Annotated in this window: 12 protein-coding genes and 1 pseudogene; 4 read left to right on the top strand and 9 right to left on the bottom strand. The window is 55.9% G+C overall.

The features are described from left to right. Positions 1-100: 100 nt before the first annotated feature. Positions 101-1,477, top strand: coding sequence for a glycoside hydrolase family 1 protein (locus ACZAHD_RS11235; RefSeq protein WP_462456839.1), 1,377 nt, complete (start codon positions 101-103; stop codon positions 1,475-1,477). 95 nt (positions 1,478-1,572) lie between these two features. After that, positions 1,573-2,289: a GntR family transcriptional regulator gene (locus ACZAHD_RS11230; RefSeq protein ID WP_462456838.1), complete on the top strand. Its 717-nt coding sequence runs from the start codon at positions 1,573-1,575 to the stop codon at positions 2,287-2,289. 48 nt (positions 2,290-2,337) lie between these two features. On the opposite strand, the gene ldtB is transcribed toward ACZAHD_RS11230, so the two are convergent. Beyond that, positions 2,338-3,261: a L,D-transpeptidase gene (ldtB, locus tag ACZAHD_RS11225; RefSeq protein WP_462456837.1), complete on the bottom strand. Its 924-nt coding sequence runs from the start codon at positions 3,259-3,261 to the stop codon at positions 2,338-2,340. A gap of 192 nt (positions 3,262-3,453) precedes the next feature. Next, positions 3,454-4,236 (bottom strand): tyrosine-protein phosphatase, encoded by a 783-nt coding sequence (locus tag ACZAHD_RS11220; protein ID WP_462456836.1) that lies wholly within the window; start codon positions 4,234-4,236, stop codon positions 3,454-3,456. A 179-nt stretch (positions 4,237-4,415) separates the two neighbouring features. Between ACZAHD_RS11220 and ACZAHD_RS11215 the strand changes: the two genes are divergently transcribed. Further along, the gene (locus tag ACZAHD_RS11215) at positions 4,416-6,011 is read left to right on the top strand and encodes an ABC-F family ATPase (RefSeq protein WP_462456835.1); all 1,596 of its coding nucleotides are present in this window, start codon (positions 4,416-4,418) and stop codon (positions 6,009-6,011) included. A gap of 404 nt (positions 6,012-6,415) precedes the next feature. Here the strand turns inward: ACZAHD_RS11215 and ACZAHD_RS11210 are convergent, their stop codons facing one another. The 3 genes from ACZAHD_RS11210 to ACZAHD_RS11200 all read right to left on the bottom strand — a co-directional run bounded on the left by ACZAHD_RS11210 (position 6,416) and on the right by ACZAHD_RS11200 (position 10,490). Beyond that, the gene (locus ACZAHD_RS11210; protein WP_462456834.1) at positions 6,416-6,664 is read right to left on the bottom strand and encodes a hypothetical protein; all 249 of its coding nucleotides are present in this window, start codon (positions 6,662-6,664) and stop codon (positions 6,416-6,418) included. 143 nt (positions 6,665-6,807) lie between these two features. Beyond that, positions 6,808-9,174 (bottom strand): glycoside hydrolase family 31 protein, encoded by a 2,367-nt coding sequence (locus tag ACZAHD_RS11205; protein WP_462456833.1) that lies wholly within the window; start codon positions 9,172-9,174, stop codon positions 6,808-6,810. Positions 9,175-9,188: 14 nt separating this feature from the next. Continuing rightward, entirely contained in the window at positions 9,189-10,490 is a 1,302-nt protein-coding gene (locus ACZAHD_RS11200) for an MFS transporter (protein ID WP_462456832.1), read from the bottom strand. A gap of 282 nt (positions 10,491-10,772) precedes the next feature. Between ACZAHD_RS11200 and ACZAHD_RS11195 the strand changes: the two genes are divergently transcribed. Further along, positions 10,773-11,864 (top strand): LacI family DNA-binding transcriptional regulator, encoded by a 1,092-nt coding sequence (locus ACZAHD_RS11195; RefSeq protein ID WP_462456849.1) that lies wholly within the window; start codon positions 10,773-10,775, stop codon positions 11,862-11,864. Here the strand turns inward: ACZAHD_RS11195 and ACZAHD_RS11190 are convergent. From ACZAHD_RS11190 to ACZAHD_RS11175, 4 genes and pseudogenes are all read right to left on the bottom strand, one after another. Beyond that, positions 11,861-13,126 carry a DUF1479 domain-containing protein gene (locus ACZAHD_RS11190; RefSeq protein ID WP_462456848.1) on the bottom strand — a complete coding sequence of 422 codons (1,266 nt, stop codon included), beginning with the start codon at positions 13,124-13,126 and terminating at the stop codon, positions 11,861-11,863. The two genes, ACZAHD_RS11195 and ACZAHD_RS11190, sit on opposite strands and share 4 nt — an antisense overlap. Positions 13,127-13,269: 143 nt before the next feature. Continuing rightward, complete coding sequence (locus ACZAHD_RS11185) at positions 13,270-14,085, bottom strand: Cof-type HAD-IIB family hydrolase (RefSeq protein WP_462456831.1); 816 nt, start codon at positions 14,083-14,085, stop codon at positions 13,270-13,272. Positions 14,086-14,335: 250 nt separating this feature from the next. Next, entirely contained in the window at positions 14,336-16,768 is a 2,433-nt protein-coding gene (locus ACZAHD_RS11180) for a formate C-acetyltransferase/glycerol dehydratase family glycyl radical enzyme (protein ID WP_462456830.1), read from the bottom strand. A 4-nt stretch (positions 16,769-16,772) separates the two neighbouring features. Beyond that, positions 16,773-16,984: pseudogene (locus ACZAHD_RS11175) on the bottom strand (glycyl-radical enzyme activating protein); the annotation flags it as partial.

Below are 16,984 nucleotides of genomic sequence, written 5' to 3'. Positions count from 1 at the left end.
CTGCGCTCACAAAAAACGATCCTTTGTTTTGCCTGGGCGCGGAATATCGTTTATATGACTAGTCATTAAATTAAAATGACTAGTCATATAGGGACGAGAGATGAACAATAAGTTACCGGCGGACTTTTTGTGGGGTAATTCGGTCTCCAGCATGCAAACGGAAGGGGCCTGGAATGAAGGGGGAAAGGGGATGTCGGTGTACGACATTCGCCAGCCTGCGGAATTCGCTTCCGACTGGAAAGTCGCAACGGACTCTTACCATCGCTACCGGGAAGATTTCGACCTGATGCAGGATCTGGGGATGAACTGCTATCGTTTCCAGATTGCCTGGAGCCGGGTGTGTCCGCTGGGCGACGGCGAATTTAATGAAGAGGGGATCGCCTTCTACCACCAGTTTATTGATGAACTGCTCGCTCGCGGTATTGAGCCGATGATCTGCCTGTATCATTTCGATATGCCGCTTTCGCTGGCGGAACGCTATAACGGTTTTACCGATCGTCGGGTTATGGACGCCTTTATTCGTTACGGCCAGAAGATGATCGCCTGCTACGGTGACAAGGTGAAGTATTGGCTGACCTTCAACGAGCAGAATCTCTACCATATGCCGGAGGCGTTCCTCATTACCGGCTATCTGCGCGGCGAGAAAACCCTGCGCGAGCTGTATCAGATCCAGCACCACGTGATGATGGCCCATGTTCACCTGACCCACTATCTGCATCAGGCGAAACCGCAATGTTTGATGGGCGGTATGCTGGCACATGCGCTGGTCTATCCGGCGACCTGTAAGCCGCGCGATATTCTCTGTGCTCAGCAGCTGGATGAGTTCTTCAACCAGAATCTGCTCCGCGCATTTGCCGGAGAAGGCTACAGCCCGGAAGTCATGCACTTCGTGGCGCAGGAAGGTTTTAGCGAGATCTACCGGGAAGAGGATCTGGCGCTGATGGCGACGGTAAAAGTCGACTATCTGGCCTTCAGCTACTATGCCAGCCGGACCCTCGACAGCGATCCCGTTCCCCCTTCCACACCGGTGAACAACTATATGCTGTTCGGTGATAAACCGAATAGCTGGCTGAAAGCGACGGAATGGAACTGGCAGATTGATCCGCTCGGTTTCCGTATGATCATCACGCGCTACTACAACGACTGGCGTTTGCCGGTGTTCCCGATTGAAAACGGCATTGGCGTGATTGAGTCATGGGATGGCGAGACGCCGGTGGCCGATGATTACCGTATTGCCTATCATCGCGATCATATCAACGCCATGAAAGAGGCGATATTTGAAGATGGCGCGCAGGTGATGGGCTATCTGGGCTGGGGATTGATTGATATCCTTAGCTCTCAGGGCGATATGCGTAAGCGCTACGGCGTGGTCTATGTGAATCGAGAAAACCACGATCTGAAAGACCTCAAGCGCGTGCCGAAGAAAAGCTACGCCTGGTTAAGACAGGCTATCCGCAGCAATGGTGAAAAGATGTAGCGGGGCGATCGGCGGGCGTTGAGTGTATTCTCAGGCCCGTCAGCATTTGTGCAGCAGAGTACATCCAGAGAACATCATCAATAAAAGGACCGGGAATGACGGCGAAGTATCTTTCGATCGCGCGGGAAATAAAAAAACGGATTATCAGCCAGCAGTACCTCGCCAGCACCCCGTTACCCGACCAGTTTGCGCTGGCGGCGGAATTTAACACCAGCAGGATGACCATCCAGCAGGCGATGCGCCAGCTTATTGTCGAGGGGCTTATCTATACCCGCAAAGGGCAGGGTACCTTCGTGCGGAAGAACTTTCTGCAGCTCTCGCAGTGGGAACTGCCGGGTAGCGATTACTTCGGCGCCACCAAAACCTGGGAGCATCTGGGGGAGGTCACCAGCCAGGTGATCCGCTTTGAACTGCGCTTTGCTACGGAAAAAGAGCAAACCTCGCTGCTTATTGACGCCGATGCCCCAGTCTATGACTTTGTCCGCCTGCGGGTGCTCAATGGCGAACCTATCTCGCTGGATATGACGGTGATGCCCGTGGCGCTGGTGCCGGGACTCAATAAAACCCATCTGGAAAGTTCGGTGTTTCGCTACGTGCAGGAGACGCTGGGGCTGAAGCTGATGGGCTCGTATCGCGTGGTGCGGGCGATGAAGCCGGATGCGCTTGACCAGCAGCACTTGAACTGCGGTGAGAGCGATCCGGTGCTGGAAGTCGAGCAGGTTATCTATCTGGAAGACGGAACGCCGCTGGAGTATGCCCGTTGCCACTATCGCTACGATCACGGCGGCATTATCCTGGTCAATAACGGATAAAAAAAGGCGGGCACCGGGCCCGCCTTTTTTTGTTGTTACGTCAGAAGATCAGTTCAGACGAACCGGCATACCGGAACGGTTCTGGATAGCCTGCTCGACAACGTTCTGATCGACGTCGGGCTGGCTGGTCACCGCCTGAATGTCTTTGGTCAGCGTAATGGGCACGATTTCACCACCCTGGAACTGCGCTTCGGTAGTCGACAGCGGGTTATGCACTTCGACATAACGGCTACCGTCCGGCTCGGTGGTGGCTTTCACCGGCTCATCGATAAACTCGACGCGGGTATCAACCGGCACATTTTCAAACAGGAATTTGATGTCATCGTTACGCAGACGGACGCAGCCGTGGCTGACGCGCAGCCCAATACCGAAGTTAGCGTTGGTGCCGTGGATAGCGTACAGACGACCAATATACAGCGCATACAGGCCCATCGGGTTGTCAGGACCAGCCGGTACTACGGCCGGCAGCGGGTTACCCGCCGCGATGTATTCCGCGTGCATTTTCGCTGTCGGCGTCCAGGTCGGGCCCGCTTTCTTACGTTCTACTTTGGTGACCCATTTGATCGGCGTATCTTTGCCCAGCTGGCCAATACCAATGGGCAGCACGATGACGGTATTGGTGCCTTTCGGGTAGTAATAAAGACGCATTTCCGCGCTGTTGATAACGATACCTTCATGCACCGTGTCGGGCAGAATCAGCTGCTGTGGGATATTCAGCACGGTGCCGCCCTTCGGCAGATAGGTGTCCACCCCCGGGTTGGCTTCCAGCATGTTGGACAACCCCATCTGGTATTTAGCAGCGAAATATTCCAGCGGTTGCTTGTTGTTATCAGGAACCGTAATCACCTGGTTCTGACCAATCAGTCGACTGCCGTCGGTCGGCAGCGGATAAGTGACAGCGGATGCTGCGTTGCAAAAGCCGACGAGGGCGAAGGCTGCCGCTAAGAGTGTCGATATTTTCATATTCTTCATGTCGTGTGCAGTGGCAAAGCCACAAAGGCCTTTGTCAGATGATTCAGCTAATAGATGGGAGCGCATTATATGTGCATTCCATCCAACAGGGAAATCAGATGTGTACGAAATCACACTTTTTTGCCAGTTGTTTCAACTATAGCTCGCCGTTTTTCATTTCTGCGGCAAATCGTGACAGGTAAAAAGCGGCGTTTACCCCTCGAGAAAGTGCGAGCGCAGTGCTTCTCGCGCGTCGGGCGTCAACTGATACTCCTGTTCCAGCCATGTCTCCACGCTGGTATAGCGCTCGTGAATCGCCGATAGCGCCGCCGTGAGGTACGACTCATGTACCGTCAGGATTTCTGCCAGATTCTGCCGTCCGCGGGGGTTCAGTTCATCGCCGAGCAGGCTGAGGAGTTCGGTTTCGACCTGGTTTAGCGTGCCGTGGGTGAGGAGATATTCCTCCATCACCGTCGGCGTGTCGCAGCCCAGGGCGAACAGCGTCAGCGCGCAGCCCACGCCGGTACGGTCTTTACCCACCGCACAGTGCTGCAACAACGCACCGTCAACAGGCTGCATCAGCCAACGGGCAAGCTGGCAATAGGCGGCGTTGTTAAAGGGCAGTTGACGATAAAGTTGCAGCATAAACTTCTTGCCGCTCATGGCATTGAGCGTGGCGGCATTCAGTTCCGTGACATTGGCATCGACGCCTGATGTCAGAGGATTGGCGGGGGCATTGAGATAACGCATCCGTTCATTCAACCGGTCGGGGCTGCGCTGGACCTCGTGTGGATCGCGGTAATCAATGACCCGGGTCACCGGCAGAGTGTCCAGTTGGCTCAGATCTTCATCGGTCATCCCGTGTAACGCGCCGGAACGCAGGAGTTTCCCCTGGCGCACGCGTCGACCGTCGGCGGTGTGCAGGCCGCCGAGGTCACGAAAGTTGATACCGCCCTTAAGCGATAAGAATGCCGGATGGCGAGAGTATGTCGTCATAGGTTCCTTCCAGATTAAGGGAAAAAATTATGTATCGGATAAATGAATCGCGCACTATTAAGAGAGACCGTACCACAGGCGCTGCCTGCGATTTTATTGCAAACCGTGAAAAGTGATGGCTTTGCTGGCATAATGCCCGATGTATCACACTTCTCATTCTCTTTTTTCAGGATAACCCCGTGCTAGTATCCAGCAACGTCACCATGCAGTTTGGCAGTAAGCCGCTGTTCGAAAATATCTCCGTCAAATTTGGCGGCGGCAACCGTTACGGCCTGATTGGCGCCAACGGTAGCGGTAAATCCACCTTTATGAAGATCCTCGGCGGCGATCTCGAGCCGACGTTGGGTAACGTCTCTCTCGATCCGAACGAACGTATCGGTAAACTGCGCCAGGATCAGTTCGCCTTTGAAGAATTCACCGTGCTGGATACGGTCATTATGGGCCACGGCGAGTTGTGGGAAGTGAAACAGGAGCGCGATCGCATCTATTCCCTGGCGGAAATGAGCGAAGAAGACGGCTATAAAGTGGCCGACCTTGAAGTCACTTACGGCGAGATGGACGGCTATTCTGCCGAAGCGCGCGCCGGTGAACTGCTGCTTGGCGTCGGGATCCCGGTTGAACAGCATTACGGCCCGATGAGCGAAGTCGCGCCAGGCTGGAAGCTGCGTGTACTGCTGGCGCAGGCGCTGTTTTCGAATCCCGATATTCTGCTGCTCGATGAACCGACGAACAACCTGGACATCGACACCATTCGCTGGCTGGAGCAGGTGCTGAACGAACGTGACAGTACCATGATTATCATTTCGCACGACCGTCACTTCCTGAACATGGTCTGCACCCATATGGCCGATCTCGACTATGGCGAACTGCGCGTTTATGCCGGCAACTACGACGAGTATATGACCGCCGCGACCCAGGCGCGCGAACGTCTGCTGGCCGACAACGCCAAGAAAAAAGCGCAAATTGCTGATCTGCAATCCTTCGTCAGTCGCTTTAGCGCGAACGCCTCAAAATCTCGCCAGGCGACTTCACGCGCCCGTCAGATTGACAAAATTAAGCTCGATGAAGTGAAAGCATCCAGCCGTCAGAACCCGTTCATCCGTTTTGAACAGGATAAGAAGCTGTTCCGTAATGCGCTGGAAGTGGAAGCGCTGGCGAAAGGGTTTGACAATGGTCCGCTGTTCAAAGGGGTCAATCTTCTGCTGGAAGTGGGTGAGAAGCTTGCCGTGCTCGGGATCAACGGCGTGGGTAAATCCACGCTGCTGAAAACCCTGGTGGGTGAACTGGAACCGACCAGCGGCAGTGTGAAATGGTCTGAAAATGCACAGATTGGCTACTACGCGCAGGATCACGAATATGAATTTGAAAACGATCTGACCGTCTTCGACTGGATGAGCCAGTGGAAGCAGGAAGGTGATGACGAACAGGCGGTGCGCAGCATCCTTGGTCGTCTGCTGTTCAGCCAGGACGATATCAAAAAGCCGGCAAAAGTGCTGTCCGGTGGCGAGAAAGGCCGCATGCTGTTTGGTAAGCTGATGATGCAAAAACCGAACATCCTGGTCATGGACGAACCGACTAACCACCTGGATATGGAATCGATTGAATCGCTGAACATGGCGCTGGAGATGTATCAGGGGACCCTGATCTTCGTTTCCCACGACCGCGAGTTTGTCAGCTCGCTGGCAACCCGGGTGATCGAAATTACGCCGGAGCGTGTGATCGACTTCACCGGTAACTATGAAGATTACCTGCGTAGTAAAGGTATCGATAACTAAGTGCCTGCGATCCCGGCGCGCCTGCGTGCCGGGATAACGTTGTTCAGCTAAACCCCGCTCTGAATCTCTCTGCCACAGCCCGCCATTCATTCCCCCCCTTAATTTATTCATCTTTCCTGCACAATACTGTGAATAAATAGCCACTGAATCATCTGTTGCAGGTGGGGGCATGAGCGCATTTTCGTTTAATGAACGCGTGACTGACCCCCGTCTTCTCTGAACCTGAACGGGGTGCGCGCAATGATTATAGTTCTGACCTTGCTGAGCCTGGTGCTTTACTGTGTGCTGATTGGTGTTCTGATCGCTGTGATTTGAGGGAGTGCGGCCGTCCGGCGGAACGGCCTGAGGCGCCGGGCAGGTACGCTACAGCCGTCGCCCGGCAAGAAACGTAGGTACCATGTAACTCAGTGGTGATGGACGGCTGCGGCAGAGGCCGGGAAACCGCTATAGGTTGGCGCGGTGCTGGTAAAAGTCCCGGGGCTATAGGCCTGGGCAATCGCCGTGTCGTTTTCATCAGCAGCAAAACGGCTGAGGGCGGTGGTTTTGGTGGTTGCTGAAGGCGCGGGCATTTCGGGGGAAGGTTTTTCCTGAAATGCCAGTGCGCTGGCGGAACATAACGTCAGTGAAACAATAAGAGCGCTCAATACTTTCATCGTCAGAGGTCCAAATGGGGGAAGGGCACTCTTACGGTATAACCGGCGCATAAAAAACGCCACGCGACCTTACAGTTATGGCGTAGTTAGTTACAACTGGACATCAATTAGCAGCCCCTCCCGACAGGGAAGGGCTCCGGGGGCTACTTCAGACGCCATTCGCCGGCTTCTTTACCATTTATCAGCAATTTGCGTTTTTCACCAGCGGGTAAAGTCACTTTCAGTGCCTGCCAGGCCGGGCAGTAATGACCGCGAGGGGTCAATTGCAGGCTGATCGTGCTGGCGTCGCAGACCATCTCCCACGTCAGCCACAGTGCATCATCCTCTTTATAGCCCCAGCTTTCGCCATCATCCTCAAACAGCAGACCCTGTGATGACCCCACGCCTTTCAGCGGGAACAACTTCAGCTCACGCTGGTCGTCTTTTGTCGCGCTGACGTGGGTGATGCGTTCGCTGAGCGGCAGGCCGGCTCCGGCGCGAACCAGCAGCGGCAGATGTTCCAGCGGCGCATCTCGCATTATCCACTGGCCGCCGGAGAACCACTCCCCGTTATAAAAATCGTACCAGCCGGAGGTGTTTTCCGGTAGCCACACCCGGCGCTGACGCTGGCCCGGTTCGACGACGCTGGCGACCAGCAGATCGCGCCCCAGCAGGAAATCATCACACTCTTCAAAGGTTTGTTGATCGTGCTCATGATCGAGGAACGTCGGTCGCAGCATCGGTTCATCGTCGGCGTGGGCCTGCCACAGGAGCGTATACAGATAGGGCAGCAGGCGGTAGCGTAGTTCAATCGCGCTGCGAATCGCCGGGGTCACGCCCGGATACATCCACGCCTCGTTGACCGTCTGGTCATCGTTCCATGAGTGGATGGTAAAGCGCGGGTGCATCACGCCATTCTGCACCCAGCGTACAAACAGCTCGGCATCCGGTTTATCACCGGAAAAACCGCCGACGTCGTGGCCCACGTTATATAAGCCGGACAAACTCATCCCCAGCCCCATGCGGGTGTTATAGCGCAGAGTCTCCCAGTTGGTGCGATTGTCGCCGCTCCAGGTCTGGACATAGCGCTGCATTCCGGCGCAGCCAGAGCGCGAGATCAGATACGGTCGTTTTTGTGGCGCGAAACGCTGCTGGGCTTCCATTGAGGCGCGCATCATCAGCAGCGGCATCACCGGACGAATATGCTTGATGGCAATGTTCTGGCCAAAGCCGTGACAGCGGGCTTCGCCATCCCAGACCTCAAATTCGTTATTATCATTCCAGGTGGAATCGATGCCCATCTCCAGCAACTGGCGGGTAACGCCGTCCTGCCACCAGGCGACGGTTTGCGGATTAGTGAAGTCGAGGTGCGATCCTTCGTCATCCCAGAAGCTTGAGCGTTCCGGCGTGTCGCTCTCCGAGTCGCGAATAAATAATCCTTTTTCCGCCACTTCGCTATAGCGCGGATGGTCCTGCAACAGACAGGGTTTAATATTGGCCGCCAGCTTGATGCCAGCGTCATGGAAGCTCTGACTCATCACTTTTGGCTGCGGCACCTTGTCATAGTTCCAGTTAAACACGTAGCGCTTGCCGTTGATCGAGGTATAGCCGGAAGAGAGCTGGAAAGAGTCGCAGGGAATCGCATGCGCTTCACACAAACGGATAAAGTTCATCAGCTGATTTTGCGCATCCGGCGCATCGGTGTAATGCATGGTGGAGCCGCTGTAGCCGAGACTCCATTTCGGTCCGAACAGCGTTTTGCCGGTCAGGCGAACAAACGCTTTGGTGACGTCCAGCGCCCGTCGGCCGGTGAACAGGTAATAATCAATATCGCCCGCTTCCGCCTGCCAGCGGCGGTAGGCGGTGTGGTAGTTATCAATTTCATTACCCAGATCCAACCAGCAACTGCTCAGGTTATCGTAGAACAGGCCGTAGCTGATGTCGCTACGCTGGGTGAGAGTAAAGGGAATGTGCTTATACAGCGGGTCGGTACTGGCGGCGTTATAGCCCATTGCATCGAGATTACGCATTTCATAGCGTTTACCGTTACGCTGAAGATTGCCAGCTTTCTCGCCAAGCCCATAAAATCGTTCGTCTTTGCGGCGACTCAGATAGTGCGCCGCGCCGTCGCCATGGGCGTTGAGCAGATAGGCGCTGGTGGGGCGGTCATTGACCAGCGGGAGCCATTCTCCGTCGTCGTGACGATAGCTCCACTCCAGCCACAGCGGCTGGTGGACAGTGACACGAAGTTGCCCGGTGGCGACCGTCAGGCTGTCTGCGTGTTGTTCAAGCGTCCACGCGGGCAGGCTAAAGCCGCTCAGATCTTCACGAGGACGGCCTTCCCACGGCACGTCCTGCTGCGGTGCAATGCTCCAGGTGCGGTCCAGCGCCAGCTGCCCTTTACGCTTGAGCAGGACGCGGAACAGGTTCTCTTCCAGTACATACAGGCACAACGTGTGCTGTCCATCGATAGTTAACTCAACGTGATGAGCCAACTGTTGGTGTAATGTCCAGTGTTTAAGCGTTTTCATCTTTGTATCCATTCTCAGGCGCGTTTGGCGCGACGTTCAGCAATAAAGGCCACCAGGAAGATGGCGCCAAGCAGGTCAAAGAACCCCATGGCGATAAACAGCGGGTTGAAGCCAATTTTGTCGGCGGTCACCCCGATTAATAACGAGAACAGGAAGCTGGCAATCCAGGCGGCGGAACCGCGCATCCCGTTGACGGTCGCCATTTGGCCTTTATCAAACGACTCGACCACCAGCGCGCTCAGCATGCAGGAGATAATCTGGTGGCCGAAGCCGCCGATGGAGATCAGCACGATGGTGATGTAGGGGTCACGGGTGATAGCGACGAGGGCCAGCGAAATCATCAGGAAGGCGCCGGTTACCGAACTGGCGACCACCGAGTTCACTCGGGTACAGCCGAACCAGCGGGTGTACAGTCTGGTCAGATAGCCGCTGACGACGCTGCCGAGGTCGGCAGCGAGAAACGGCAGCCAGGCAAACATGGCGATCTGTTTCAGGTCCATTCCGTGCTCTTTAGCGAGGTACAGCGGGACCCAAAAGCTCAGTACCGCCCAGGCCGGTTCGGCCATAAACGCCGGAATCGCAATGCCGTAAAAGCGCTTGTTTTTCGAGACGGTTTTTAACGCGGTGAAGAACGGCAGCTTAACGGCCGGCGGCTCATTGTCCTGGCGAATAAACGCCAGCTCGCTTTTGTCGAGGTTCGGATGTTTTTCAGGATTGTTATAAAACACCCACCACAGCACGACCCACAGCAGCGCTAGTACCCCGGTGAACATAAACGCGCCCTGCCAGCCGAAGGAGGCGTGGGCGAAGTAGATAATCGGCGGTGCCAGCATCGCGCCAATCGAGAAGCCGACGCCGGCCCAACCGGCGGCGATCGGACGTTCAGATTTCGGGAACCATTCGCCGAGGGTTTTGGCGTTTGCCGGCGTGGCGGCGGCTTCCGCACCGCCCATAAAGAAGCGCAGGATGGCCAGGTGCAGCCAGCTACCGGCACCGGCGTGGGCGATACAGGCAACGGCCCACAGCGTGGCGCAAATCATAAAGCCGAGCTTCAGGCCGATGACATCGATAAGCCAGCCGCACAGCGGTTGGAAAACGGTGTAGGCCAGCTGAAATGCGCCGACAATCCACGAATACTGTTCGGTGGTGATGCCGAGCGAGACCTTCAGCTCCGGAGCGATAATCCCCAGAGAGTTACGTGTGATGTAGTTGACGGTGACGCCGAGTAAAAAAAGGACCAGCATCCACCAGCGTAGATTTTTTACCACCCGCCGGGATTTGCTGGCGGTGATATCGTTGTTGAGGCCTTGACTCATAGAACTCTCCACAAGATTTTTAATGTAGGGTAATGACCGGCTCGTCCAACGAGTTGTCATACCGGTTCCGGTAATATTTTGAATAATATTGTTTTATTTCTTTTTATATCCGGGTAACTAGTATGGAAGTTATCGGACCAATTCAGGTTAGGCGAGAAAATCGGCGGGCAGAAGCGTTAATTATGAAAGTTTTTTCATAAGATGGCGAAATGCTCACTGAACCGATAAACATTTCCTTGATAATCTGGGTTTGCCGATGATGAAAATTCTTTCATTTTGAAGATGGAGCTGGATCACAAAATGGATAAAAAGCTAAAAATAGCCGAGATTGCTTGCCGGACGGGGATGTCGGCGAGCACGGTTTCCAGAGTACTGGCAGGAAAAGCGAACACCAGTGAGAAGGCCCGACGGGCCGTGCTGACGTGCGCGCGTGAAATGGGGGTGCTGGAGGGTATCGCTGTCGGGCGTATGCTGCTGAACAGCCTGGTCGTCTTTGCGCCGCAGCGGGCGTTTGATGAGCGTTCTGATATCTATTACTACCGGGTTATTCAGAGCATCCACCACGCGCTGGCCGCTCATGAGGTGCGCCTGCGAACCTGTGCGCTGGAAGAGAACGACAGTGATGCCAATCAGTTCCTGGCGCGCATGAACGAACCGGAAACCGAAGCGGCGATCCTGCTGGGAATTGACGATCCACATATCCACGATCTGGCGGTAGACCTGGCGAAACCCTGTGTGCTGATCAACTGTCGCGACGAAGCGATGCGCCTCTCCTCCATTGCGCCGGATCATCGGCTGATCGGCCAGTTTGCCGCGCAGTATCTGTTTGATATGGGGCATCGGGCGGTGCTGAATGTGATGTGCCTGCGCCGTTACACCATGGATCTGAGGCTGGCTGGTATCAAAGAGGCCTGGCGGATGCGCAACCTGCATTTTACCGATGGGCGCGACCTGCTTACGGTTGCCAGTTTTAGCGCCAGGGACAGCGAACAGCGAGTGGGCGAATGGCTCGACGCGCGGGCAGGCAAACCGCTGCCAACGGCCTTTTTGGTCGGCGGAGATTATATGGTCGCCGGGACGGTAAGTGCGTTGCAAAAGCGGGGGCTGCGGGTGCCGCAGGATATTTCGGTGATGAGTATCGACGGTTTCAACCTGGCCGCCATCCAGGATGTGCCGCTGACTGCGGTCCATGTCCCGCGTGACGAACTGGGTACGGAAGCGGTGCAGCTGCTTCAGCAGCGGCTGATTCGCCCGGATGCGCCGCGCGGTTCGCTGCTGCTCCACGGCACCCTGGTGGTACGGGATTCGGTCAGGCGGATACGTTCCGGTAACCGCCTGACCACCGTTGTGCAGGCCGGGCTCTACGACGACTAGACGACGATGCCCAACGCCCGTTTACCATGAATATTGAGATCGTCGAGGGTAAAGCGCTCCTGCCAGTCGGCTTCATAGTCTTCACGGGGGAAGTCTCCCGGCGAAGCGCCGTTTTCCAGCGCCAGCTTGACCTTCTGCGCGTAGGCGAGGTTTTTCTCGCACATTGGCGCGGCGGGAATGTACATCACATTGCCCCAGCCCTGTTGATTCTCCACCGGCGCCACCGAGTGGATAACATCGCAGTGCCACCACACCGAATCACCGGCATTGAGCGCCGGGATAGAACTGAGCGCTTTGATCAGCAGCGGATGCCATTTCCCGGAAACCGGCAGCACTTTCCCCGGCGCCACGCCGCACAGCTCATCGTCAGGCACATCGTCCAGCAGCGGGCGCAGCAGAACATACGCCATGGCCTCCGGAATCGGCACCACATGCAGCAGCCCCTGTCCTGGAATCATATCCGAGAGCGCGGTCCAGCCCTGGAAAGTACGGAAGACGGAGCATTTGGTGGTGTTGTCTACGGTGTACTCTTCGACTTCGGTGCGGTGTGCCGCATCCCACGGATCATAGGCATCAATATTGCCGTTAAAGACATTGGTAAAGACACGCTGATAGGCTGGCAGCAGCCAGCGCTCCAGCGCGCCGGAATCGGTGTGTGCTCCCAACCCTTTTGAGGTGGTTCCCGGCGGGCGACGACGGATGCGATCCGGATAGATAACGCTAACGTCCGGGTCGAACCACTGCTTGCCGTCATGGTTAAAGGTCCACAGGCGGTTGAGGAAGGACTGCACGGCCGCCATCTCATCACTCTGGCGCGCCTGCATCTGAGCCTGTGACCAGTAAATCGGGTAAATCTCCGGGCGCGAAGCGTCAAGTGAGCCGAAGAAGGTATCGCCTGGGCCTTTGTAGACATCGTCGAAATGGTTACGGTCGAGATATTCAAGCATCGCGTTATCCCAGGCCAACGCCCGTTCACGCGAGAAGTGACCTTTGATTACCGCACAGCCGCGACGCTTAATGGCCTTGCGTTGGGCATCGCTGACTTTGCCTTGCGCGATATCGCTGAACGGGATCACCGGCCAGACATCTTCTCCCCGGGCTTTCAGCGCTTCAATCTCTTCGAGGCGGGCGCTAATCCTTGCGCTGAGACGATCGAACACCGCCTGCACATCGCCGATCTGCGCACGCAGATGCTGTTTCATTTGGCGAATCGCCGCTTTGTGGTCGGTGGGTAAAGTTTCGTGGGTGTAGGTAGCAGCCATGGTGACCTCATTCATTTTTCTTTCATTCGAAAGTATTAAATCTTACATACGTTAATTTAAGTTAAATTTAAGTTAATGCAAGTTTAAAACTTAGAGGAGGCGCACAAAATGAAAAAACCGGGGCAGGGCGCCCCGGTCAGCGGTCAGCAAGAGAAGGGGGGCGTCTTATCGAGAACGGCCTGAACCACCTTCAGCGCGCCGTGATGGTTATTATCGTCAGTCGTGTAATCGGCGATAGCTTTAATGCTTGCGGCGGCGTTGCCCATGGCGAACGCGTATTTCACCAGCTTCAACATTTCCATATCGTTGCCGCTGTCACCGATGGCAACGCACTCCTGCGGCGAGATCTGCCAGCGTTTGAGCAGGCGGCTGATGCCGTTCGCTTTGTGCAGGCCGGGAATGATTAAATCAACGAAGCCGAAACCGCTGGTCACGGGCTTCATGATGCCATCGAGTGAAACGTGCAGTTTGTCGATAAGCTGCGGGATATCGCTATCTGGCAGATTTAGCGAGAATTTGAACAGGGTGTCGTTGATGTTCTGATAATCGCTGATACGTTGCAGGCGATGATAATGTTTTGCCATCAGGGCGACGAAAGCGTCGGGTGCCTTGTCGCTGACGTAGGCGCTCTCCAGGCCACAGGCGACGAAGTTTAGCTGGCTGTCTTTCAGCAGCTCGCCAATCACCACCTGGGATTCATGACGGGTCAGCTCACCGTGGAACAGCTGTTGGCCGTGTTCGTACACCAGCGCACCGTTCTCGGCGACAAAAGAGATCTGCTCGCGAATTTCCGGGAAAAAAGAGATCAACTGATAGTACTGGTTGCCGCTGGCGACAACAAATTCAATACTTTGCTGCTTAAGTTGCGCGAACTGCGCGAGAAAACGCGGGCGATCGTACTGCTTGGCGTCATTGAGAAAAGTTCCGTCCATATCGGTGACGATAACTTTAACGGTCATAACAAATGCTCCTGGCTAACTTCGACCAGTAACATTCTAATTACAATGTGACCTGAAGCACAAATTTATTTCCGAATGAAACCTCATCAATCCTCTTTTGAGCGCCAGATGTGTTGTCTTACTCCGATAGCGGCTGACAATGTCCGGCAGCAAATCCCCGGGTCGCGGCGTAAACGCCTTACCCGGGCTACCGGCCCACAAAGGGCTGTGAAACAGTAGCCCGGCTAAGCGCAGCGCAAGCCGGGGGGTCTTACAGCGTATGCTCGGTACGGGCGATGATATCGTCCTGGGCGTCCGGCGACAGGGCGGTGAAGAAGGCGGAATAGCCGGCGACGCGGACCACTAAATCACGATACTGGTCAGGGTGCTTCTTCGCTGCCAGCAGTGTTTCCCGCGACACGATGTTGTACTGGATATGCCAGCCTTTGTGCACGTCGAAGAAGGTACGCAGCAGCACCATCAGTTTCTGCTTATCGGATTCGTTCTCCAGCGTCGCCGGGTTCAGCTTCTGGTTAAGCAGCACGCCGCCGAGAATCGAACCGGTCGGCAGCTTACCGACGGAGTTGATGACCGCCGTCGGCCCCAGATGGTCAGTCCCGGAAGCCGGGCTGGCCCCTTCCGCCAGCGGCGAGTGCGCTTTGCGTCCGTCCGGCGTGGCCATCGTCTGGGCACCAAACGGTACGTTAGCGGAGATTGACGACGTACCCGCGTAGTAGTTACCGCCAGTCGGGCCGCGGCCGTAGCGCGGGTTGTGGTACTGCTTCAGTTCATCGATATAGGTCTGGTATGCGCGCGCCAGCAGGGTATCCACGCTGTCATCATCGTTACCGTACTTCGGTGCGCCGTTGATTAAGCGCTGACGCAACTGCTCATGGGTCAGGCCGGCAAAGTCTTCCTCCAGCGCTTTTGCCAGTTGCTGCTGACCGATTGCTCCCTGCTCAAACACCAGCTTTTTCACGGCGACCAGGCTGTTGCCTAGGTTGGCAATACCGACCTGCAGACCGGAAACCCAATCGTATTTAGCGCCGCCTTGCTTAATGCTCTTCGCCCGCTCGATGCAGTCATCCACCAGCGCCGAGCACAGAATATCGTGGACGTTCTCTTCGAGCATGGTATCGACGACATACTCAATCTCGATCGATTTGCGCGTGTAGTAGCGGATCTGCGTATCCCAGTCGGCCAGCACCTGTTCAAAATTGTCGAAGTTGCCTTTCGACAGTGCGTGCTCCTGCGGCAGGAACACCTGACCGCTGGTGGCGTCGCGGCCACCTTCCAGGGTGGCGAGCATCACGCGGGCGAAGTTGATAAAACTCATCCCGGTGCAGCGATAGCCCCATTTACCGCCGACGGCGGTTTCGATGCAGCCGATAGCGGCATAATCGTACGCGTCCTGTGGTTCGATCCCCAGTTTGATGAATTCCGGAATTACGATTTCGTCGTTATTGAACGCGGGCATCCCGAAACCGCAGCGAATGACCTGTACGCAGGCGTCAAGGAAGTCGTTACTCATGCCAGCGTGGTAGCGCACGCTGAGGTTCGGCTGGGTCGACCGCAGACGACCGCAGGATTCGAGAATCGCCCAGGAGAGCGGGTTCACCGCATCCTGCGCTTTGCCGTCCACCAGGTTCTGGCCGCCGATGGTCACGTTCTGGTACAGCGGACTACCCGCAGAGGCCTTCGAGTGCGAGCCGGAGCGGATTTTGTTCACTTCCAGCAGCTTCAGCCAGCAGCTATGCAGCAGTTCAATCGCTTGTTCGCGCGCCAGCGACTGGTGCAGCTCAACATCGCGACGGTAGTACGGATACAGGTACTGGTCCATACGCCCGAAGGAAACCGAGTGGCCGTTGGATTCAATTTGCAAAATCAGCTGGATGAAGTAGCACAATTGCAGCGCCTGCCAGAACGTTTTTGGCGGTTCATGGGCAATAATGTCGCAGTTTTCGGCGATGGCCAGCAGCTCGTCGCGGCGCGTTTCGCGTGTCTCGACGGCGGCCATGGTACGGGCCAGCCCGGCAAAGCGTTGGCAGTGCCCGCTTACCGCTTCCAGCACGATATCAATGGCTTTCAGGAACTGCTCACCGTGCACATCTTCCAGCACCGTAAGGTTGATGCGCGAGCGGCGCTCGGCCACTTTGGCGCGCATGCCGTCGAGGCCTTTCTCCAGCAGCAGCGGATAGTTGACCGCAAGGTGGGCATCGCCGGAGGTCATATTGCCTTCCGCTTTAATAATACCGGTGGCCAGCAGCGCTTTTTGTTCATCGGTAAACATCCCGTAGCAGCGATCCTGAACAGTCTGTCCACGCCACCATGGGCAGATCTCATGCAGCACCCGCTTGTTCTTTTCGCTGACGGCGAAACCAGCCCCTGGACGATCGGCAAGATCATCGATCTCTTTCTCAATCCAACTGACGGTATATTCCGGGAAGATCGGCGCGGCGCGAACTTCGCTTGCCTGGTTGCCGACGATCAGCTCATCATGTTTGATCCAGATAGTCCGCTCCGCCAGGTGATGTGCCAGTGCCAGCGCGCGGCGTACCGGGACCGGCTTATCCAGATGCTGCTGATAAGCTGCGGTGTAATGCTGTGCGCGCTCGGTGCACACCGGTGGCTTAACGATATGTACCAGCGCCGTTTTATGCGCCTGAATGCGAGCGCTCAGCGTATCCAGTTTCAGGGTAGTCATGAGTTTATCCTCGTAAAGTAACCGTTAAACCTTTGCTTTGAGCATAGTGCTGCGCGAAGGCCAGCAACTCGGGGGCAGCAAGCGGTTTATCCGGAGCGGTATAGGGCTGACTGAGTAACTGATATTTGTTCATTCCCAGCGTGTGGTACGGCAGGAAGTGAATCACCTCGACCTTCAGGCGGTCGGCGGCAAAATCGGTGATGGCGGTAATGGCGG

Source organism: Raoultella sp., from assembly GCF_039594335.1.
Classification (GTDB): domain Bacteria; phylum Pseudomonadota; class Gammaproteobacteria; order Enterobacterales; family Enterobacteriaceae; genus Klebsiella.
The sequence above is the reverse complement of the archived record's forward strand: the minus strand, read 5'-3'. Positions and strand labels throughout refer to the sequence as shown.